Origin of the sequence: Microbulbifer variabilis ATCC 700307, assembly GCF_000380565.1 — a bacterium.
GTDB classification, from domain to species: domain Bacteria; phylum Pseudomonadota; class Gammaproteobacteria; order Pseudomonadales; family Cellvibrionaceae; genus Microbulbifer; species Microbulbifer variabilis.
In genome coordinates, this window is record NZ_AQYJ01000019.1 from 38,714 (window position 1) to 59,491 (window position 20,778).

The following is a 20,778-nucleotide window of genomic DNA, read 5'->3' on the forward strand; positions in this document are numbered from 1 at the left end:
CAGGTTCTAATTATTGTGGGCTTCTGAATAATAAAAATGGTTTAAATGACCCTTAGGGGCGATATCCAGGGGGGAGCATGGGCTCTAATTCAGATTCCCGTCGTGAGCTGGCGAATAGCCAGCGCTGGGTTGTCAAGATTGGTAGTGCCCTTTTGACCGATAACGGTCGAGGTGTAAATAGCGTGGCTATCTCTGCCTGGGTTGAGCAGATAGCCGAACTGCGACAGCGTGGTATTGAGGTGGTACTTGTATCTTCTGGCGCCGTCGCTGCAGGTATGGATCGTTTAGGTTGGGGGCGAAGACCGGAGTCTATTCATCAGTTGCAGGCTGCTGCGGCGGTGGGGCAAAGCCATTTGGTGCAGGTTTATGAGCAGGCTTTTGGGCGCTTTGATTTACGCAGTGCACAGATTCTGCTGGACCATGATGACCTTTCCAACCGTACCCGCTACCTCAATGCACGTAGCACCCTGAAAACCCTGCTTTCTTTGGGTGCCGTGCCCATTGTCAACGAAAACGATACGGTGGTCACCGATGAGATTCGTTTTGGTGATAACGATACGCTTGCTGCACTAGTCGCCAATCTAGTGGAGGCTGATACGCTGCTGATTCTGACGGATGCGGATGGGCTGTTTACTGAGGACCCCCGTGATAATCCCCAGGCGGAATTAATCGAGAAGGCCTCTGCCCTGGATCCTAGCTTGCTGGCTATGGCGGGGGATTCGCGCAGTGGGCTTGGGCGCGGTGGCATGACTACCAAGGTGCGCGCTGCGCAATTGGCGGCTCGCTCCGGTGCCTGTACCGTGATAGCTGGTGGTGCACAGGAAAAAGTAATCATGCGTACATGGGCAGGGGAGTCTCTGGGTACCCTGTTGTTGCCAGACGCTGATCCTTTAACAGCTCGCAAACGCTGGCTCGCCGGCCAGCTGCAGGTGCGCGGTACCCTGGTGCTCGACAGCGGGGCGGAAAAAGCTCTTTGCGAGAGTGGCGGCAGCTTACTGGCGGTGGGGGTGACTGAAGTGGAAGGGCGTTTCCAGCGGGGGGATCTGGTTTCCTGTCGCAGTGGTGAAGGGCGGGAAGTTGCCCGCGGGCTGGTCAATTACGATAGCAGTGAGAGTGCCAGGATTCTTGGTCGCGCATCGGAGAAGTTTGTTGAGTTGCTCGGTTACCGCGATGATGATGAGTTAATTCACCGGGATAATCTGATCTTGCTTTAGAGTTAAATGACAGACACAAAAAAGCCCCGCAACGCGGGGCTTTTTTGTGTCTGTTGCCTAAAGAATTAGGCTGCCAGAGCTTTAACCTGTGCGTTCAGGCGGCTCTTATGGCGAGCGGCTTTATTCTTGTGAATAATGCCTTTGTCTGCCATGCGGTCGATAACAGGTACCGCTTCTGCATATGCAGTTTTTGCTTTTTCAGCGTCGCCTGCATCGATGGCCGCAACTACCTTCTTGATGTAGGTGCGCACCATGGAGCGCAGACTGGCGTTATGCATGCGGCGCTTGTCGTTTTGGCGCGCGCGTTTCTTCGCTTGAGGTGAGTTGGCCACCGGTTGCTCCTGTCTGGAATCTGTAAATCTGTAACTAACAGGCCCTGGGGCCCGATCGGGACGCGACATTATCCCCACAGTTGGTTGTTTGTCAACCATAGCCGGTTGCGTCTTGTGGATATGGCTAGAAACTCTGATATGTGTCAGCGGTTTGGTAGCTTAAGGCTGAACTCTACGCCGCTGTTATCGGTGCGGTTGCGAGCCTGCAAGCGACCGCAATGATAGTCAGCGATTAGCTTGGCGATATGTAATCCGAGACCAAGGTGGCCTGCATTATCACCATCCTTGCGCACAGACACGAGGGAATCGAATAGTTTGTGCGCATAGCCGCTGGGTAGCAGTGGGCCATCATTGCTCACCGTGATCAGATAACTGTCATCATATGTGTGAGCGGACAAGTGGATATCACTGCCTTCCGGGGCGAAGCTACAGGCATTGTCTACCAGTTTGTCCAGTAGTTGCGCAAGTAACTCCGGGGCGCCGTGACAGTGTAACTCTCCCGGGGGCTTATCCAGCGTGAAGTGGTGTTTAGGGTGAGCATCGCCATAACACTGGACCATAACTTCAAGGAGGTCGGCGAGATCAAACGTTTCGCGCTCAGCTTGATGGATACTGGCCTCGAGGTTGCTCGCGGCAGAGAGGCTGTTGAGGATGCTGGAAAGGCGTTCACTGCCGTCTAATGCGCGCTCAGCGTAGCGGCGGCTGTGGGAATCCAGTTCGCCAGCAGAAAGGTTATCCAGGGAAGAGCGAACTACAGCCAGGGGTGTGCGCAGCTCATGTGAGAGCTTGCTGGCTAATGTGCGCAGGTACTGATGATATTGGTCCAGTTCACCGAGCAGGCTGGCAAAGGCGCGATTTAGGGCGCCCAGCTCATCGCTGGCCTTTGAATGAGGGAAGTTACCGCGCAACTTGCCGCTTGCGTCTACGGCGTGGCGTGCGGCGCGGTTCAGTTTGCGTATACGCCAGGATAGCCAGCTGGCATAGCCAAGTAGAAACATCAATGCAGTGGCTGCGGCAGCACAGCTAATCAGCCAAAGCCGGTGGGCAGCGCCCTCTGTCATGGACTGTATGGCTTCGCCGGATTGAAGCACCAATACCCGACCTAGCATTGGTCGCTCGATTACTTCGTCGGCTCGAGTGACAACCGGGACGCTGACAACACCAATGCGTGACTGTAGGGGACCGCCAAACCACTGCTCTTCGGTATCGCGGTTAGGTGCATGACTCAATGGCAACCTATCCACAGGTAGTGGCGGTAAAGTTTCTCGCGCCAATAACTTGCGGTAAATCCAGCTGCGCAACCAGGGAGTGGTGGTTACCTTCTCGGAGGGCTCTGGCTGCAGATGCCCGCTGCTTGCGAGAAGGAATCCTTCGTTATCCACTACGGCTAGGCGCAGACTCGGGCGGGCAAAATGATCCAGCTCGGCCTGTAGTTGAGGCAGGGGGGCTGTCAGGCGACCGGGCTGTCCATCGGAGGGCAATGTGCTGGAACTGCGAACAGGCGCTACACCGTCACTGCGGTTGCGATCCAGGATGCGAATTGAAAGGCCTCCCTGAGTTAGATCGTAGGGAAGGGTTAATTCGAGCTGGTAGCCATCAGGAGAGGAGGTCCAGCGTCCGCGCAGGCGCAGCTCACGTTCGTATCGCCCCTCTCTTGGATTATGCCACATGGCGCTTGTGGTGCCCCGGCTTGCCACTGGCAATATGTAATGCCGGCCACCAGTGAATAGTTCGACAGTATCACCACCGGCCAGCAGGCCGGTTCGGGGGTCGCGGTAAGCCGGCGTGGAGTCACTGACAGTCAGAAGCATGAAAACCTGTTCGCTATATTGCCCGAAGGTTACCTGTGCCAGCGGGTTAAGCTTTTCGTCGAGTAGCTCTCTGGGTTTCAGGCCCAAGGGGCGCCAGTCATCGCCATAGCCATCGACCATCGGGGGCTGTGAAAGCGGGTTTAGGTAGAGTTGAGCGCCAGGAGGGCGAGCGTGGCGCAGGGGATCAGGGGCAATCAACTGCGGTGCACTGGCTAAACGGGCGGCAATTGCCGCGGCGGTCGCTTCTAGTGCCTGTAACTGTCCCTGCGCCAGGGCCGCATCCACTTGGCGCAGATACTGGCAGCCGGCCCATGGAAGGGCCAGGGCGACAAGGCTGACAAGCAGGAGTTGGCGGCGAAGCTTCATGGGCGGTGCTCTTTAAATCTTATGCGCCGAGGCCAAAATTATTAAAGTTGCCAGCGATAACCCATACCGTAGGCAGTGCCAATGGAGTTGAACTCTCCGTCCAGGGTCTGGAACTTGCGGCGAATACGCTTCACATGAGACGTGATGGTGTTGTCATCCAGAACCACTCGCGCAGCTTCCATAAGTTGGTTGCGCGACTTGACGTGCCCGGGTCTCTTAGCCAGTGCGTGAACTATCCAGAATTCAGTAACGGTCAGGTCTACTGGCTGTCCATCCCAGTGGCAGTGAAGCCTGGATATATCCAGATCCAATTTACCTTGGGTCAGGCTCTCCCCTTGATCACCTTGGTCTCGCAGAACACTCACCCGGCGTAGCAGCGCGTTGATGCGTGCCTGCATGTGCGGCAGAGAAATATCCTTGGTCAGGTAATCGTCGGCACCGAGGCGCAGCCCGGAGATAATATCCAGCTCCGAATCTCTGGCTGTAAGGAACAGGATTGGCAGGCTAGGTGCCATGGCTCGTAACTCGCGGCACAGTTCGAACCCACCCTCCACTTCGCTGCCTAGGCCGACATCGATCACAGCGAGGTCCGGCAAACGCTGGCGAAAGGCATCCATAGCCTCAGCTCTCGCACTATAGAGATCGACCCGATAACCGCTGCGGCGCAGAGCGTCGCGATAATTTTCGGCGATAACGCGTTCGTCTTCGACAATGGCGATAGTTGCACTCATGGCTGATTCCGGCTGCTTCCTTTTTATGGTTGAGAATCATGCACGAAATTGCGGGTTATTGGCAAAAAGGCGGGCGCAGATCGCCCGCAAGCACAACAGGGTTTCTTTGGAGGGGGGCAGGTGAGCGTATTTGTAATCCGCCCACCTGATACCAGTGCATTTTATATCTTGACTTACGATAGCGGATTTACAGTCCGCTAGGGCCCGCCGATGCAGGTTCAGAAACTGCCGGCAACAGATTCCGGCATAGAGAAACGGATGTCTACCCGGCGTTCCATCGCATAGGCATCTACATCGCCGCGAGTCGCCTGGGAATAAGTGGAGCCCATAGCGCGGCGATTTATACGGGAGGCGTCGATACCCAGAGATACCAGAGCCTGTTCCACACTCAGGGCGCGCTGGTCTGACAGCACGTTGTTGTAGCCATCACTACCCCGAGGGTCGGCATGGCCCTCCAGTTGAATTTGCAGGTGCGGGTGGCGCTTGAGGAAATCGGCCATGGCACCCAATTGTTGGAGTTGGCCCTCCTGAAGCTCGTCTTCTCCGGTGGTAAACAGCATTTGGAATTGGAGGGAATCCAGTGCCAGTTGGCTGGCATCGTTCGCGGACAGTCGAGCCGCATCCAATTGCTGTGCCAGGTTGCTGAGCCCTGCACGGCTCTCTGTCAGTTGTGTTGCCAGCATATCTGCCTCGTCTGCTTGCTTGATCTGCTCGCCGAGCCAAGCCCCGCCGAGTGCTCCAGCGATAAATCCAACCGGTCCACCAACGGCTGCGCCGGCAACCGCTGCTGAAGTAAAGACCGTGGCCTGTTTGGCCGGGGTCAGATTTGATTCATTGTGTTCCTTTGCCTGGGCACCGGAAGCGATCAGGGAAGTCAGGGCTGCTACCAATAACGCTTTTTTCATTGCTTTTCTCCTTGGGGGCTTTTTTTCTTACTCGTTGGGGTCGGGGTGTTCCCGGCCCGTTTGAGTGTTATTAAAAAGCCTCATGGAGGCGCTGGCGTGGCGCTGCAGTGGCAAACTGCAGAGCAAATATGGCGAAATGTGGCAGGTGGCCAAGTGGCCAGTTACAGCAGGCGACGGTAGCGCCGGTCGCGAGGTGAATCCACTCGAACTCGGACTCGCCGGGGACGGGGACCGCGCATCACTGCTATATAGAGCACAATCGCCAGTGCCAGAGCAATAATTAAAGCGTTAATGGTCATCCTTTATCTCCCCGCGCCACCTGATCCGTGGGACGCGTGACTAGCTCATTGCTAGTATAGGCTCGCAGGCACTATGTCGTAGGGCCGCGGACTCCTCCTGATCTTCCAAAGTTACTGTTGAATTGCGGTAGACTTGCCGTCCAAATGATCCTACCTATTGCCAGGAGTTGAAGTTTTGTCCCAGCAGCCCCCTGTTCAGCAGCAACCCGTTGAAAAATCTGGCGCCTCGCGACTGCTGCGTGGTAGCTCAGTGGTTGGCGCTGCGACAATGCTGTCACGGATTGCCGGTCTGGCGCGGGATATGGCTCTGGCCCGCTTTGCTGGGGCGGGAGATGCCGCCGATGCCTTCTTTGTCGCTTTCAAAATTCCCAACTTCTTTCGTCGCCTGTTTGCTGAGGGGGCATTTGCCCAGGCGTTTGTGCCAGTACTAGCTGAATACCGCCAAAAAGGGGGAGTAGCGGCGGCAAGGGAGCTGAACGACAGGGTTGCCGGTGCTCTGGGTGGAGTGCTGCTGCTAGTGACCCTGTTTGGGGTGCTGTTCGCGCCAATAGTGACGGGTATTTTTGCTTTTGGTTGGTGGTGGGACGGCAGTGAGCGGGAGAAGTTCGATCTAGCTGCAGATATGTTACAGATTACTTTTCCCTACCTGATGCTGATTTCCCTCGCCGGATTTACCGGCGCAATCCTGAATACCTTTGACCGTTTTGCGATTCCAGCACTGACTCCGGTAATGTTGAATTTGGTATTGATCGGGGCTGCGACGGTGGCCACTTCCTGGTTTGATCCGCAAATCTTGGCGCTTGCCTGGGGGGTGTTTGTGGCTGGAGTTGTGCAACTACTGTTCCAGTTGCCTTTCCTGGCCCGAGAGGGTTTGCTGCCAAGACCCAAATGGGATTGGAGTCATCCCGGGGTGCGCAAGGTCCTGCGCCTAATGGCTCCGGCCATATTTGGGGTTTCGGTTACCCAGATCAGTTTGGTTTTGGATACACTGCTCGCGTCATTCCTTCCCAGCGGCAGTGTATCCTGGTTGTACTTTTCTGACCGCCTTACAGAATTGCCTCTGGGAGTATTTGGGGTTGCCGTGGCCACGGTGATACTGCCGAATCTCTCGCGCCAGCACAGTGATGGGGACCCTCGCCGTTTTCGACACACCCTCGACTGGGCATTACGCAGCGTCACTCTGATCTCCCTGCCTGCGGCAGTAGCCCTGATTGTACTGGCTGAGCCCTTGCTGACCACGCTGTTCCAATACGGAGAGATGCAACCGCGAGATATGCAGATGGCGGCTTGGTCCCTGCGCGCCTATGCCATGGGGCTCTTGGCCTTTATGTTGATCAAAGTTTTGGCACCCGGCTACTTTGCACGCCAGGATACTTATACTCCAGTTCGTTTTGGGTTAATTGCGATTTCGGCCAAGATGGTTTTGAGCCTCTTATTTGTCATTCCGCTGAATCACTATTTCAAGCTGGGTCATATGGGGCTGGCCCTTGCCACTGCCTGCCAGGCGGCTATTAATGCTTGGCTATTGTACAAGGGGCTGCGCAGGGATGACGTCTATACCCCTGAAGCCGGTTGGGTGGGTTATTTGTTGCGCCTTGTAGTAGCGAATCTGCTCATGGTGGCAGTATTGCTCGGGGTGCTGCATTTCTGGAGCGGTTGGAGTGAGTGGGGTTGGTTTACTAGGGCTTGGCGTATGGGCCTGTTGGTTGCGGCTGGAGGCCTGACTTATCTCCTGGTGCTGCTTGCATCGGGCTTGCGCCCGCGCCATTTCCGCGCGACGAGTTAAGGTCTTCAGGCGTAAATGTCTTTGTCCGGCGGTAAATATGAGCGACCACTGGCCGCCAAGTGGGAATCCGCTATACTGTGCGGCTCGATTTTGTGAGGATGGGAAGATCGTTTTGGCCCAGGAGCGCGAACTAATCCGCGGGTTGCACAACCTGCGCCCCCGCCACCGGGGAAGCGTGGCGACGATCGGCTCGTTCGACGGTGTGCATCTCGGTCACCAGGCAATAATTTCGCAGTTAGGGCAGCGTGCGCTGGAACAAGGTCTGCCCTCAGTGGCGATTATTTTCGAGCCTCAACCCCACGAATTTTTTTCTAGCGATAAAGCCCCCGCGCGACTGATGCGTTTTAAGGAAAAAGTGCTGGCGCTATTCGAGGCTGGTGTCGACCGAGTTCTGTGTCTTCAGTTTAATGAAACCCTGCGCAACCTCAGCGCCGAGGCATTTGTCCGGCATATACTGCTCGACGGACTGGACATTCGCCACCTGGTAGTTGGCGATGATTTCCGTTTTGGCTGCGATCGCAGTGGCGATTATGTTCTGTTACAAAAAATGGGGGAGCAGCACGGGTTTACCGTTGAAGATACGGCAACCTTGGAAATACGTGGGGCCCGGGTTAGCAGCACCCGCATCCGTGAGGCCCTGCAGCGGGGGGATTTTGAGCTGGCACAGGCACTACTGGGCAAACCCTACCGGATTACCGGCCGGGTTGCCCCAGGTCGCGCCCTGGGACGTCAGTTGGGCGCGCCTACAGCCAATGTCCGCTTGCGCCGCTACCGCTCCCCATTGGTGGGAGTTTATACGGTTCGTACCACTGCCACTGACGGTAGAGATATGGCCTGTGGATATACGGAACTGGATGGCGTAGCGAACGTAGGCTTCCGCCCGACAGTCGAAGGTGAAGGTGCCAGGCCGCTACTGGAGGTTAACCTGTTCGACTTTAGTGGCGATCTATATGGTCGTGAATTGGCGGTAGAGTTCTGCCATAAATTGCGCGATGAGGAAAAATTTGCCTCTCTGGATATCCTCAAGGCCCGCATTGCCGAGGATATTGATAATGCCAAGTGTTGGTTCGAGCAAAACCCCCGAAAAACTGACAAGAAATAATTTATTTTCTACTAGAGCTGAAGTAGACACCCAATGACTGATTATAAAGCGACCCTGAATTTGCCTGAGACCGACTTTCCCATGCGTGGCAACCTGCCGCAGCGTGAGCCGGCAATTCTGAAAAAATGGCAGGACAATAAGCTCTATGAAAAAATTCGCGAGGCACGTGCCGGGCGTGAACAGTTTATTCTGCACGATGGCCCTCCCTATGCGAATGGTGACATCCATATTGGTCACTCAGTCAACAAAATTCTCAAAGACATTATTATCAAGTCGAAAACCTTGAGTGGTTTTGATGCTCCCTATGTTCCGGGGTGGGATTGTCACGGCCTGCCGATCGAGCACAGGGTAGAGAAAAAAATTGGTAAGGCCGGCACCAAGGTAGACTTTAAGACTTTCCGCCAAAAGTGCCGCGAGTACGCTGCCAAACAGGTGGAAGGGCAGAGGAAAGATTTCATTCGCCTGGGGGTGTTCGGCGAGTGGGATAACCCCTACCGCACTATGGATTTTCAATTTGAGGGCGATATTATCCGCGCCCTCGGACGTGTGGTGAAGAACGGCCATTTGGCACGCGGCTTCAAACCTGTCTACTGGAGTGTTGTGGGTGGCTCAGCCCTGGCAGAAGCGGAAGTGGAATACCAGGATAAAACTTCCTACTCCATTGATGTTTGCTACCCAGTGAGTGAAGAGGCCGCCCTGGCTATTGCGGACGCCGCCGGAGGCCATGCCGGTGACGGTCCTTTATCTGTGGTTATCTGGACAACGACACCTTGGACCCTGCCTTCGAGCCAGGCTGTTTCTGTGAATGTTGAGCTGGAATACGTGGTTGTTCAGACTGGCGATCGCCGTCTGCTGGTTGCTGAAGCCCTTCAGGAAACTGTACTGAGCCGTGCCGGTTTGAAGGGTGAGGTGGTTGGTCGTATCCGCGGTGCGGCTCTGGAGCACTTGAAAGTACATCACCCCTTTTACGATAAGTTACTGCCGATCGTCCTTGGTGATCATGTTACAACGGATGCCGGTACCGGCTGTGTACACACGGCACCGGATCACGGGCCGGACGACTTCCAGGTGGGTAAGCGCTATGGTATCGAGACTCTCAATTACATCGATAATAACGGTGTATATCGCGATAGTGTGCCGTTGTTTGCCGGTGAGCATGTCTACAAGGTTGACGATAAAATTGTCGCCCTTCTAAAGGAGCGTGGTGTACTACTACACCAGGATAAATTGGAGCACAGCTATCCGCACTGTTGGCGTACCAAGACCCCACTGATCTACCGCGCGACGCCCCAGTGGTTTATCAGTATGCAGCAAAACGATCTACTGGAGCAGGCACAAAAAGCAGCTGATGACGTGCAGTGGATACCCGGTTGGGGTAAAGCCCGTATAGACGCCATGCTGGACGGTAGCCCGGATTGGTGTATTTCCCGCCAGCGCACCTGGGGTGTGCCGATCGCGTTGTTTGTGAATAAAGAAACCCATGAGCTGCACCCAGATACCCCAGCACTAATGGACAAAGTCGCTGAGAAGGTAGATGTTGCAGGTATGGATGTCTGGTTTGACCTGGATCCCAGTGAACTGCTGGGTGATGACGCCGATCAATATGAGAAAGTGACAGACACTCTCGATGTGTGGTTCGATTCAGGTGTAACTCACTACGCTGTTTTGGAGCGCCGTGAAGGACTGCGTTTCCCTGCTGATCTGTATCTGGAGGGCTCTGACCAGCATCGCGGATGGTTCCAGTCCTCCCTCAAGACCTCTATCGCCATCAACGATTGCGCCCCCTACAAGCAGGTGTTGACTCATGGTTTCACCGTGGATGCCCAGGGACGCAAAATGTCAAAGTCTATTGGCAATACCGTTGCGCCCCTGGATGTGATTAACAAGCTGGGTGCTGATGTTCTACGACTGTGGGTGTCGGCCACGGATTTTAGTGGTGAAATGGCTGTCTCCGATGAGATTTTAAAACGCACAGCTGATTCCTATCGCCGTTTGCGCAATACGGCGCGCTTTTTCCTATCCAATCTGGCAGGTTTTGATCCGGCAAAAGATTTACTCCCTGAGGATGAGCTATTGGCTCTGGACCGCTGGGCTCTCGACAAGGCAGCGCGCCTGCAGGATGAGATCCTGGTTGCCTATGACAACTACCAGTTCCACCAGATTTATCAGAAGTTGCATAACTTCTGCGTAGTGGATATGGGCGGTTTCTATCTGGATATCATCAAGGATCGCCAGTACACCACCAAGGAAGACAGTGCCGCGCGCCGCTCTGCTCAAACAGCCCTTTATCATATTGTGCAGGCTTTTGTACGTTGGATAGCCCCTATCCTTAGCTTTACTGCAGAAGAGCTTTGGCAATTCATTCCTGGTGCCAATGCCGATAGCGTATTTATCGAAGAGTGGTACCCATTGCCTAAACTGCCGGTTGAGGCAGGTAAGGGGGCGGATTATTGGGCTGCTATTGCCGAGGTAAAAACAGCGGTTAACAAGGTGCTGGAGGAACAGCGTGGGGCTGGCGCCATAGGTGGGTCCCTGCAGGCAGCGGTGACCCTCTATGCGAGTGATGACCTGCGCGAGAAATTACTGGAGTTGGAGAATGAGCTGCGTTTTGTGCTGATTTGTTCCTCTACTTCGGTTCAGCCTCTCAGTGATGCGGCCGGTGCTGAAGCCACCGAAATGGAGGGTTTAAAGGTTAGCGTAAGTAAGGTTGATCACCCCAAGTGTGCGCGCTGCTGGCATTACCGTGCTGATGTGGGCGGAAACAGTGATTACCCGGATATTTGTGGGCGCTGCGTGGAAAACGTAGCTGGCGAAGGTGAGGTGAGGCACTATGCCTAAGTCCAATCTTCTTCTAGGGCACCCCTGGCGTTGGTATTGGCTGGCGCTGGTGGTGGTGGCTCTGGATGTGGTTACTAAAGTATGGGCTGTGGATATGTTTATGCACGGCCCGGCGATGCAGATAATCCCGGGCTTACTGCAATTTACCTATGCAGAAAACTATGGTGCAGCTTTCAGTTTATTGGCTGACGCTGGAGGTTGGCAGCGCTGGTTCTTTGGCATTATCGCTTTGGGCTTTAGTGTTGTGGTTACTATCTGGTTATGGCGACTGCCCTCTAGGAAACGTTGGGAACCCTGTGCCCTGGCGCTAATCCTTGGCGGTGCTCTGGGTAATTTGTGGGACCGTATTTTATTGGGCTATGTGCGAGACTTTATTTCCGTTTATTACGGCAACTGGCACTTCCCAGTATTTAATGTAGCGGATATGGGTATCAGTATCGGCGCGGCCATGCTGGTTATCGAGCTGCTTTTTTTTGCGGAAAAAGACAGCGATAAAGCAAAAAATAATGCGGAAATTTAATAAACTATGAGCAATAGCGTTATCGGCGAACATAGCCGGGTAACCCTACATTTCAGCCTGAAGCTGGATGATGGCACCGAAGTGGATTCTACGTTTAAAGGCGATCCTGCTTCCTTTAGCGTTGGGGATGGCAGTCTTCTACCGGGTTTTGAGAAAGCCCTATTTGGCCTCAAGGAAGGCGATGAAGCTGAAATTGAGATTCCACCCGAGTTAGGGTTTGGCCAGCGTAACCCCGCGAATATGCAAAAGGTGCGTCGTGATAGCTTTTCCCCAGATATTGAGCTTGAAGCGGGTTTGGTTGTGTCTTTTGACAATGGCAGTGGTGAACTCCCCGGCGTTATTCGTGAGATTGGTGAAGACGAAGTGACAGTTGATTTTAATCATCCACTGGCAGGACAGACCCTTAATTTCCACGTGAAAATTATTGCGGTGGACTCAATCCAATAAATATTGGGCCGGGTTTCACGCTGAGCTGATTATCTAGAGAGTATTGAAGTAAAGATGCAAATCCGACTGGCTAATCCCCGCGGTTTCTGTGCCGGAGTCGATCGTGCGATAGATATCGTCAATCGAGCCCTGGATGTTTTTGGTGCGCCCATTTATGTTCGCCATGAAGTCGTACATAACAAGTTTGTGGTTGAAAGCCTGCGCGAGCGCGGTGCCGTGTTTGTGGATGAGCTGTCGGAAGTACCGGACGATGTTATCGTTATCTTCAGTGCCCATGGAGTATCCAAAGCGGTGCAGGGGGAAGCGGAAAGCCGTGGACTTCGCGTCTTCGACGCCACCTGCCCACTGGTTACTAAGGTGCATATTGAAGTCAGCAAGTTCAGCAGTGATGGTGCTGAATGCATATTGATTGGCCATGCCGGACACCCGGAAGTTGAGGGCACCATGGGCCAGTATGATAATACGACCGGGGGTGCAATTTATTTGGTCGAAGATGAAGAGGATGTGGCCAGATTGCAGGTTAAAGATGAAAACAATCTTACCTATGTTACCCAAACAACACTCTCGATGGACGATACCGAAAGAGTAATTAACGCCCTGAGGCTACGCTTCCCCAACATCCGTGGCCCACGAAAAGACGATATTTGCTATGCAACACAGAACCGCCAGGATGCAGTCAAACAACTGGCTCTGGAAAGTGACTTGGTGCTGGTGGTAGGAAGTCCCAACAGTTCTAATTCTAATCGCTTGCGTGAATTGGCTGAGCGATGTGGTGCTACTGCTAAGTTGATTGATGGAGCGGCAGATGTCGATGCCAATTGGCTTGTTGGTAAGCAATCCATTGGTATCACTGCCGGCGCCTCCGCTCCAGAGGTATTGGTACAAGAAGTGATCACGAGGCTGCAAGAACTTGGGGCTAATCTGCCCGAAGAGATGGATGGGTGCGAAGAGAACATCCGTTTTTCCCTTCCCAAAGAGCTGCGTTAATACGCAGCTCTTCCATTTCTCAGCCCTCTTGTTTTTAACTACCCGCCCGTCGCTTTAGTGAAGCCGCCTGTCGGCAACTGACCAAACCCTCGACCCCATCGCTCAAAGCATAATGATAAATTGATATACATACGTTATAGATAGCGTTTAGCGATATTGATATCTGGCCGTCTAGCTTCTAAGCACCCCGTAAGGTAATACATGCCTAGAGTGGTGTAGCCGTGTGTAGTCGATGCGGTTTGTCTTTATTAATTGAAGCGAGCTACTGGTATTGAAATTATCGATTCTACTGGGCCACAAGCCTGTTTTTAAAGGTAAAGCAGCATGAATAATCCTGAAGGAATGCAGGGTTTCACCCTGATTGAGCTGATGGTTGTAGTTACTGTGCTAGGCATAATTGTCGCCGTTGGAGTTCCGTCCTTTAGCACGCTTATAGATAACAATCGTATGTCAACAATGACAAATGACTTGAGCAGTACTTTGCAATATGCACGTTCTGAAGCTGTGCGGCATAGAGGTGCAGTTCAGGTATCGGCAATTGGTGGTGATGTAAAAGATGGCCTCAGAGTCTGGATTGATGTTGATGGGAATGGTGCTTTTGGCAGCGGTGACACGGAGTTGCGGGTTTTGGAAGTTGATCCAGCAATGATCACGCTTGCCGCAGAGTTAAATAGCGGTGCGTTGAAAAATGTAGCTTTTTCATTTAATGCCCGAGGTGAGAGTAGCTTGGTAAGCCCATTAATACTTAGTCTTTGTGATGATCGAAAAGGAGATTATGGTCGCCAATTGGAGCTATTAGCTTCTGGGGCATTACGACTAATAAAGTCTGCTGACTGCAGCGGAGGGTCTGCCAATGCATAAACAAAGCGGCGCAACATTAATTGAAGTTCTGGTATCTGTTTTAGTTCTCGCAATTGGTTTGTTGGGATTAGCCTCGACCCAAATGATGAGTCTAAAAAATGGTAATGGTTCGCATCATCGTTATATGGCAGCTCTGGCAGCACAGGAAATTATTGAGCGGATGAGAGCTAATCCCACCGGCTTTAAGTCGGGGGATTATGATAGTTCCGATATAGGTTCGAGTGTTGGTAGTTCCCCAGATTGCAGTAGTGGCTGTCAACCCTCACAGCTGGCAGGCTTGGATTTATATGAGTGGGGACTATTACTTTCCAATAACCTACCCAGCGCGACAGGGGAAATTGTAAGTAAAGGGGGGCAAGTTACGGTAACTATCAATTGGAAGGAACAGCATACAGGGGAAGATTATGCTGGTAGTAAAGCTGATTTAGATGATGCGATTTTTGAAATGAGCGTGGAGCTGTAAATTATGAATTTATTTATATCGCAGCGAGGTCTTTCATTGATTGAGCTGATGATTGGTATTTTATTAGGCTCTTTATTACTACTTGGTGTCCTGCAGATCTTCCAGAGCAACAGCGATACATTGCGTATGCAGAATGGCTTTTCAAGAGTACAGGAAAGTGGGCGTTTTGCAGTTGATATGCTCAGCAAAGAAATTCGCCAAGCCGATTTTTGGGGATGTGCTGAAAATAAAAATATAGAAAATTTGTCTGCTTCTGTAGATAAATTTTATTCAAGTATTGGTGGGGATAATATTGGCGTGGCTGGTCAGGACAATGTTGCCACTAATACTAAGGTTAAAAATACCGCAGTTATCGTGGGAACAGACGTTTTGACCCTTAGTGGCGCTGAAGATGCATGTGCTGGAGAAGGGCGAATGCTAAATGGTACAGATAAAGGGGATATTGTTGTTAGTGATAGTTGCCCAATTAAAAATAACGATATCGTCATAGTGTCAAACTGTAAATCTGGAAGTGTATTTACTGTTTTGAGTACTACTGAAACAGCTGGCCATAAAAAACTGAATTATCCAGCTGGAATAGTTTTCAAAGAAGAGTATGGGGTTGATTCAAAAATTCTTACCCCTTATGAAAAAGTGTTTTTTATCGCCTCAGGTACTCAGGATACTAATTCTTTATTTATGAAGGATGAGGCTGGAAATGTTCAGGAACTCGTCCCCGGAATAGATGATATGCAGGTATCATATGGTGTAGATACGAATGGTAACGGTATCGTTAATCAGTGGCAGACTGCTAATAATGTCATAAGCATGGCTGAAGTAACTGCAATAAAAATAGAGTTATTGGTATCTAGTGATAGTGTCGCTGGGGTCGATAAGCAGACTATTACACGCCTGGATGGTAGTAAAAAAGAATACGATGATGGTCTGCTGCGCAAATTGTATGTTGCTACGGTCAAGGTGCGTAATAGAGGAAGCATGTAATGGGGATAATAAAGAATCAGCAAGGTGCAGTGCTGATGGTCAGCCTGATTATTCTTTTAGTTTTAACGTTAATTGGCATTTCTGGAGCTCGTGGGGTTTTGATGGGGGAGCGAATGACCTCGGCTTCACGAGATGCGAAAGTCGCTCTGGAAGTTGCCGAATCCATGGCTCGTTTTGGCGAGCAAGCAATAAACGCGCTTGGTAAAAGTAGCGATTTTGGGGCAGCCACCTGGCAGCATAATGAGGGTGAGGGCCCTGAAGATATATTTGCAGAGGAAACCTGGGAAAACAGTAATTCCATTGCGAGAGAAGTTTACATGCTTGATTCCAATGGAAAAAAAATGAAAGGGCGGATGTATATCGAAAGATTCGGGTTGGCCTCAAGTGATAACGTTGGTGATATTAATATTGGTGTGGGGCAAACCGGTGGTGAGGAAACCATTGTCGAAGTATTTAAGATCGTCAGTCGCGGGGTAGGTAACAGCGGTACCGAGAGGATTATTGTTACTTTATATGGAAAAGAGTTTTGAGGACTTTGCTGTGAAAATAAAAAATCAAAAAAAACAATATTTCCCATTGCGTTCATTAAGTGCCGCCTTTTTTATGATATTGGCAACACATTCATCTGCTGCGCCAGGGGAGCTATCTGATGTGCCTTTGTACTCGCGGGGGTCGGCTGAGCCCAATATTATGTTTGTGCTGGATTCCTCGGGATCTATGGAAGAAATGGTTCTTCCCGCAGATGGCTATGATGCTAATAGCCCTTCAAGTTTTAATTGTAATAATCCTGTCTCAACAGAATATACATATCGGCATAGTAATGGAAGTTATTCCACTCGACATTATGATGAGGTTGAATATCGTGTAAATGTAAGCAGTGGTAATGTTCAGTTTCGATTAGTAGAGCGATATAACGGTTCTGTAATCGCAACGGGTGATTGGCGTACGTGGGATACTAATGGCGATTGCTTTGATGAAGATGAGCAGTATACCGCATGGCTATATGCAGCTGGAGGAGGAAATAATAGTACTTATTTCAGTGTTGGTGTAGATGCTGCTGACTATAAGATTCCAAATGGGTTTAATAAAGATTATGCGAGTGGCCATTTTTTAAACTGGTTTTTTTCTGAAGACAGAGAAACTGGCGGTTTTACAGCTGCAAAATTTATCACTGATGATGGTGAGGCTAGACGGTCTAAATTAGATATACGCCGTACTGACATAATGAAGACTGCTGCTCAGAATCTAATTTCTGGGTTGGAAGGCGTGCGTATAGGTTTAATGCAGTTTAATGGAAACCATGGTGGAAAATTATTAATGGGGCTGACAAGCCTCACCGACGATAATAGCCAAGATATTCTTGATGTTGTGGCAGATGTTGGGGCGAGTGGGAATACACCTCTTGCCGAGACTTTTACGGGTGTGGGGCGATATTTTATATCTGGTTACGAAGGATCTGAATTATCTTATGAAGCTTCACCTGGTAATGCGAAGACAGCGTCGGCCTCAGATATTTTTTCTGGATCAACAAGTAATAATGGGAACACGAGTACGATTATAAACTGGAATGGAGTGGATAAACCTACTAATCAAGTAGAGAGTTCTGCTATCCAATACTATTGTCAAAAAAGTTTTATGGTCGCCCTTACTGATGGGGCACCGACTTCAGACAATAGTATTAGCTCTCATTTAAAAGATTATGATACAACTTGTACAGCTGAGACTTGTACAACATCGCAGCAAATGGATGACGTGGTCAAAGCCCTCTATGATATTGATCTGCGTCCGGATTTGATAAAGCCTGATGGCAAACCAGAGATAAATAATATCACAAGTTACTTGATAGGGTTTGCTAACCAAGGCTTGGATGACTCCAAAGAAATGATTAATTCAGGAAAATTAGGGAAAGGAGGGAAAGGAAAAGTCTACTCTGCAGATAATGCCGCCGAATTGCAACTTACATTTAACCAAATATTTAAAGATGTCCGCTCTATAGTTGGTAGCTCAAGTGCAGTAGCTTTGAATTCCACAGTTATTGAAAGTGGGTCCGCAGTATTTGGGGCTAAATATAATAGTGGAAAATGGAATGGAGAACTATCAGCCTGGGATATAGATACTTCTGGTAACTTATCAGATGATCCTATTTGGGAAGCCAGTTCCATTCTCGATTCGATTTCAGATATTAATACTAGAGTAATACTGACTTACCGAGACAACAAGGGTGTGCCTTTTACTGCTGCGGGAGTTGGCACCTCTGGTACAGATCACGCACTGGATCTAACTCTCAATAGTTACATTAGTGATGCTGTGGATGATGGCAGAGTCTCAGATAGAATTGATTACCTGCGTGGAGACCGTTCTAAGGAAGGTGTTGGGGAAGGAGACTTTAGAGAGCGTGATAGCCGCCTGGGGGATATTGTGAATTCCACCCCGGTTTATGTAGGGGCTCCTGATGGAAAGTGGTCCTATGCATCCTTTCCCGGAAAATCGGCTTATTCAGCATTTATTGCGGCCCATAAAAATCGTACACCAGTGGTATATGTAGGCGCTAATGATGGCTTTCTCCATGGCTTCAATGCTAGTGTGGATACTGTGAATATACCGGATGCAGGCAAGGAACTTATTGCATATTCTCCGTCAATTTTATTGAGTACAGATGATAATGAGGGCCTTCATCCGCTGACCTCTCAATATTATAACCACCGGTTTTATGTCGATGGCACTCCGACTGTTTCGGATGTATATATCAGTGACGGCGCTAGTGAGAGTTGGCAGACGGTCTTAGTAGGGGGCCTAGGCGCCGGTGGCAAAGGTTATTATGCGCTAAATGTAACTGACCCAAGTGCTTTCACAGAGCAAAATGCTGAGAAAATAGTGATGTGGGAGTTCTCAGATGAGGATGATAGTAATCTTGGCTATACCTATAGCCGTGCTCAAATAGGCAGGATGCCTAACGGTGAGTGGGCAGCTATATTTGGTAATGGTTACAATAGTGCGACAGGAGATGCGGGAATCTTTATTGTTTACCTTGATGGCCTAGATGGCCCTGGTAGCACAACCAATAAATATGCTTACCTTTCTACGGGCTCAGGCTCAGTATCCGATATAAATGGTATGTCTACTCCAGCAATAATAGACACAAATTTGGACGGTACTGTAGACCGAATTTATGCCGGTGATCTACATGGGAATCTGTGGGCTTTTGACGTTTCAAGTTCAAATGAAAATTCGTGGTCAGTAGAAAAGGAGGGGGGAACACCAAAGCCACTATTTAGTGTAGCCCCTAGTACTAATGATCAACGAGAGGCGATAACCACTACACCGGTTGTGGCTAGAAACATCAAAGATGAGACAGGACCGGGATTACTGGTGGCATTCGGCACAGGACAATATTTGGTGGATACCGATACTGCTGACATTAATCCGGGTGGTTTTTATGCGGTGTCGGACAATGGTAAATATGGTCTTACCAAGTCAAATTTAATTGATCGTACTCTAAAAGAAGAGACTTTTGGTGGTATTCGTCAGCGTAAAATAGTTGGCGATGAAATTGACTGGGATAAAACATCAGGCTGGTACATTTCACTTGAGACTGGAAATAGTTTAGAAGGCGGGGAGCGAGTAATTGCCCAGCCCGCATTGCTGGGGCATGTAATCTTTTTCAATACGATGATTCCCAGCGGCCAAGTTTGTGCGGCGGGTGGTAGTGGCTGGTTGATGTCGGTTGACCTCTGGGGAGGCTTGGTCCCCCCTGAGGCGGTTTACGATGCTAATAATGATGGCGTTATTGACAAGAATGATTATGGGTACGCTGGTGAGTTCAGATCTAATGCGGCTCCTAATACATCTAGTTACATCCCAACTGGCGATGGGGTCCTTGAAATTACTCCGGATAGTAATGGTGACAATTATGTCCGACCAGTTGTGGCCTTGGGTGGTGGCCGCATTGGACGCTTGTCCTGGGAAGAAGTTACTCCCTTTTAAGGCTAATGACCAATTATGAGTGCGCCCCAGTACTGCCGGGAAAATTTAAATTATTATGGTAACTTGAAACTATGAAGAGACAGTCAGGGTTTACTCTTATTGAGTTGATGATTGTAGTGGCGATAATCGCGATATTAGCTGGAATTGCTTGGCCTTCTTATGTCGACCATGTTCGCACGGCCAGCAGGGCAGATGCGCAGGGTGCATTGATGGGGTTGGCACAGGCGATGGAGAAACACTATACCCAGAATGGAAGTTATGCCGGAGCTGCAAATGGTGGAGGAGACGATGGTACTCCAGGGATATTTCCCGCACAGGTACCTTTGGATGGGGGGAGCCCAAAGTATAACCTGACAATTACAGTTGGGACTGATCCGAGTACTTATATCCTTACGGCCACTCCCATATCTGGTCAAGCCGATGATGGAGTTCTATTGCTTAGCTCAAGTGGTCAAAGGACTTGGGATCGAGATAATGATGGGATTGACTCGAAAGATTCATGCTGGAGCAAAACCTGCTGATCAGTTTTGAGGGCAGGTCAGATTTTTCCTACTGCCATTTTCCACTATGCCATCGCCGTCCCTATCTTTTGCAAAATAGGGGCGGCCGATAGTATTGAGGATAATGATCCATCCATATTCTGCTCCACCGATGGCGGGGCAATAGGAGAAGTTTCCACTTTGAGATGGTGTTTCGCCATTTGGTTTAAAGATTAGGTAGCCTTTATTGTTAAAGGCATTCCAGTTGAGCGAAGCTCCATTTTCTATAGGCTCATATCTCCTTTCAATACTTTCTCCCTGATCTATGGAGCCATTGCCATTATGATCAGGAAACAATAACGCACCATTAGACCAATTATCGCCACATTCTTTACTTTGCCCAAGTGGGCAGAGCGTGTAGCTGATTTTCTCATAGTAGGCTTTAGAGCGCATTAATATCAATAGTTCAAATAATTCAAATTGTTTGGTTTTACTTTTATAGCGTTTTATAAAATCAGTAAATGAGGGGAGCGCCATTGTGGTAACAATAGCTAATATAGTCAGGGTAATGAGTAACTCTGAGAGGGTAAATCCCGCGGCCTTTTTCATGGTGCAAGCTTCTCGCTCTTGAGCTTGCATTAGAATACCGCGGAATAGATAAAAACCAATTAC

General features: G+C 50.3%; 19 protein-coding genes. 13 read left to right on the top strand and 6 right to left on the bottom strand.

Annotated elements, in window-relative coordinates; genetic code table 11:
- The first annotated feature begins 77 nt into the window (after positions 1-77).
- On the top strand, positions 78-1,214 hold the full coding sequence (proB, locus tag G367_RS0102075) for a glutamate 5-kinase (RefSeq protein WP_020411430.1): 1,137 nt from the start codon (positions 78-80) through the stop codon (positions 1,212-1,214).
- 65 nt (positions 1,215-1,279) lie between these two features.
- On the opposite strand, the gene rpsT is transcribed toward proB, so the two are convergent.
- From rpsT to G367_RS25955, 5 genes are all read right to left on the bottom strand, one after another.
- Positions 1,280-1,546: a 30S ribosomal protein S20 gene (gene rpsT, locus G367_RS0102080; RefSeq protein WP_020411431.1), complete on the bottom strand. Its 267-nt coding sequence runs from the start codon at positions 1,544-1,546 to the stop codon at positions 1,280-1,282.
- Positions 1,547-1,689: 143 nt separating this feature from the next.
- On the bottom strand, positions 1,690-3,723 hold the full coding sequence (locus tag G367_RS0102085; protein WP_020411432.1) for an ATP-binding protein: 2,034 nt from the start codon (positions 3,721-3,723) through the stop codon (positions 1,690-1,692).
- 41 nt (positions 3,724-3,764) lie between these two features.
- Positions 3,765-4,454, bottom strand: coding sequence for a proteobacterial dedicated sortase system response regulator (gene pdsR, locus G367_RS0102090; protein WP_020411433.1), 690 nt, complete (start codon positions 4,452-4,454; stop codon positions 3,765-3,767).
- A 218-nt stretch (positions 4,455-4,672) separates the two neighbouring features.
- Positions 4,673-5,359, bottom strand: a complete 687-nt coding sequence (locus G367_RS0102100; protein ID WP_020411435.1) for an OmpA family protein — start codon at positions 5,357-5,359, stop codon at positions 4,673-4,675.
- Between the two features lie 161 nt (positions 5,360-5,520).
- Positions 5,521-5,658 carry a hypothetical protein gene (locus G367_RS25955; protein ID WP_157533299.1) on the bottom strand — a complete coding sequence of 46 codons (138 nt, stop codon included), beginning with the start codon at positions 5,656-5,658 and terminating at the stop codon, positions 5,521-5,523.
- A 175-nt stretch (positions 5,659-5,833) separates the two neighbouring features.
- Between G367_RS25955 and murJ the strand changes: the two genes are divergently transcribed.
- From murJ to G367_RS26735, 12 genes are all read left to right on the top strand, one after another.
- The gene (murJ, locus tag G367_RS0102110) at positions 5,834-7,444 is read left to right on the top strand and encodes a murein biosynthesis integral membrane protein MurJ (RefSeq protein WP_020411437.1); all 1,611 of its coding nucleotides are present in this window, start codon (positions 5,834-5,836) and stop codon (positions 7,442-7,444) included.
- 37 nt (positions 7,445-7,481) lie between these two features.
- Complete coding sequence (ribF, locus tag G367_RS0102115; RefSeq protein WP_020411438.1) at positions 7,482-8,546, top strand: bifunctional riboflavin kinase/FAD synthetase; 1,065 nt, start codon at positions 7,482-7,484, stop codon at positions 8,544-8,546.
- 33 nt (positions 8,547-8,579) lie between these two features.
- A complete protein-coding gene (gene ileS / locus G367_RS0102120) occupies positions 8,580-11,384 on the top strand; it encodes an isoleucine--tRNA ligase (RefSeq protein ID WP_020411439.1) in 2,805 nt (934 codons plus the stop codon).
- Entirely contained in the window at positions 11,377-11,904 is a 528-nt protein-coding gene (gene lspA, locus G367_RS0102125) for a signal peptidase II (RefSeq protein ID WP_020411440.1), read from the top strand. Before ileS ends, lspA begins: the two co-directional genes overlap by 8 nt.
- A 6-nt stretch (positions 11,905-11,910) precedes the next feature.
- Positions 11,911-12,351 carry an FKBP-type peptidyl-prolyl cis-trans isomerase gene (fkpB, locus tag G367_RS0102130; protein ID WP_020411441.1) on the top strand — a complete coding sequence of 147 codons (441 nt, stop codon included), beginning with the start codon at positions 11,911-11,913 and terminating at the stop codon, positions 12,349-12,351.
- Positions 12,352-12,405: 54 nt separating this feature from the next.
- Positions 12,406-13,338, top strand: coding sequence for a 4-hydroxy-3-methylbut-2-enyl diphosphate reductase (ispH, locus tag G367_RS0102135; RefSeq protein WP_020411442.1), 933 nt, complete (start codon positions 12,406-12,408; stop codon positions 13,336-13,338).
- Positions 13,339-13,662: 324 nt separating this feature from the next.
- Positions 13,663-14,199: a GspH/FimT family pseudopilin gene (locus tag G367_RS22900; protein WP_020411443.1), complete on the top strand. Its 537-nt coding sequence runs from the start codon at positions 13,663-13,665 to the stop codon at positions 14,197-14,199.
- Entirely contained in the window at positions 14,192-14,662 is a 471-nt protein-coding gene (gene pilV, locus G367_RS22905) for a type IV pilus modification protein PilV (RefSeq protein WP_020411444.1), read from the top strand. The genes G367_RS22900 and pilV overlap by 8 nt, the downstream gene beginning before the upstream one ends.
- 3 nt (positions 14,663-14,665) lie before the next feature.
- On the top strand, positions 14,666-15,643 hold the full coding sequence (locus tag G367_RS0102150) for a PilW family protein (protein ID WP_020411445.1): 978 nt from the start codon (positions 14,666-14,668) through the stop codon (positions 15,641-15,643).
- Positions 15,643-16,173, top strand: coding sequence for a pilus assembly PilX family protein (locus G367_RS24830; RefSeq protein WP_020411446.1), 531 nt, complete (start codon positions 15,643-15,645; stop codon positions 16,171-16,173). The genes G367_RS0102150 and G367_RS24830 overlap by 1 nt, the downstream gene beginning before the upstream one ends.
- Positions 16,157-19,627, top strand: coding sequence for a pilus assembly protein (locus G367_RS0102160; RefSeq protein ID WP_020411447.1), 3,471 nt, complete (start codon positions 16,157-16,159; stop codon positions 19,625-19,627). Before G367_RS24830 ends, G367_RS0102160 begins: the two co-directional genes overlap by 17 nt.
- Before the next feature lie 71 nt (positions 19,628-19,698).
- Positions 19,699-20,148 carry a type IV pilin protein gene (locus G367_RS26735; protein ID WP_020411448.1) on the top strand — a complete coding sequence of 150 codons (450 nt, stop codon included), beginning with the start codon at positions 19,699-19,701 and terminating at the stop codon, positions 20,146-20,148.
- On the opposite strand, the gene G367_RS0102170 is transcribed toward G367_RS26735, so the two are convergent.
- Complete coding sequence (locus tag G367_RS0102170; RefSeq protein ID WP_020411449.1) at positions 20,149-20,745, bottom strand: GspH/FimT family pseudopilin; 597 nt, start codon at positions 20,743-20,745, stop codon at positions 20,149-20,151. It abuts the gene before it with no gap.
- Positions 20,746-20,778: the final 33 nt, after the last annotated feature.

Excerpts from the sequence above, each read along its gene's own strand:
- proB (WP_020411430.1), top strand. The coding sequence starts at position 78 with ATGGGCTCTAATTCAGATTCCCGTCGTGAGCTGGCGAATAGCCAGCGC.
- G367_RS0102085 (WP_020411432.1), bottom strand. The coding sequence starts at position 3,723 with ATGAAGCTTCGCCGCCAACTCCTGCTTGTCAGCCTTGTCGCCCTGGCC.
- pdsR (WP_020411433.1), bottom strand. The coding sequence starts at position 4,454 with ATGAGTGCAACTATCGCCATTGTCGAAGACGAACGCGTTATCGCCGAA.
- G367_RS0102100 (WP_020411435.1), bottom strand. The coding sequence starts at position 5,359 with ATGAAAAAAGCGTTATTGGTAGCAGCCCTGACTTCCCTGATCGCTTCC.
- G367_RS25955 (WP_157533299.1), bottom strand. The coding sequence starts at position 5,658 with ATGACCATTAACGCTTTAATTATTGCTCTGGCACTGGCGATTGTGCTC.
- ribF (WP_020411438.1), top strand. The coding sequence starts at position 7,482 with ATGAGCGACCACTGGCCGCCAAGTGGGAATCCGCTATACTGTGCGGCT.
- ileS (WP_020411439.1), top strand. The coding sequence starts at position 8,580 with ATGACTGATTATAAAGCGACCCTGAATTTGCCTGAGACCGACTTTCCC.
- lspA (WP_020411440.1), top strand. The coding sequence starts at position 11,377 with ATGCCTAAGTCCAATCTTCTTCTAGGGCACCCCTGGCGTTGGTATTGG.
- fkpB (WP_020411441.1), top strand. The coding sequence starts at position 11,911 with ATGAGCAATAGCGTTATCGGCGAACATAGCCGGGTAACCCTACATTTC.
- ispH (WP_020411442.1), top strand. The coding sequence starts at position 12,406 with ATGCAAATCCGACTGGCTAATCCCCGCGGTTTCTGTGCCGGAGTCGAT.
- G367_RS22900 (WP_020411443.1), top strand. The coding sequence starts at position 13,663 with ATGAATAATCCTGAAGGAATGCAGGGTTTCACCCTGATTGAGCTGATG.
- pilV (WP_020411444.1), top strand. The coding sequence starts at position 14,192 with ATGCATAAACAAAGCGGCGCAACATTAATTGAAGTTCTGGTATCTGTT.
- G367_RS0102150 (WP_020411445.1), top strand. The coding sequence starts at position 14,666 with ATGAATTTATTTATATCGCAGCGAGGTCTTTCATTGATTGAGCTGATG.
- G367_RS24830 (WP_020411446.1), top strand. The coding sequence starts at position 15,643 with ATGGGGATAATAAAGAATCAGCAAGGTGCAGTGCTGATGGTCAGCCTG.
- G367_RS0102160 (WP_020411447.1), top strand. The coding sequence starts at position 16,157 with ATGGAAAAGAGTTTTGAGGACTTTGCTGTGAAAATAAAAAATCAAAAA.
- G367_RS26735 (WP_020411448.1), top strand. The coding sequence starts at position 19,699 with ATGAAGAGACAGTCAGGGTTTACTCTTATTGAGTTGATGATTGTAGTG.
- G367_RS0102170 (WP_020411449.1), bottom strand. The coding sequence starts at position 20,745 with ATGCAAGCTCAAGAGCGAGAAGCTTGCACCATGAAAAAGGCCGCGGGA.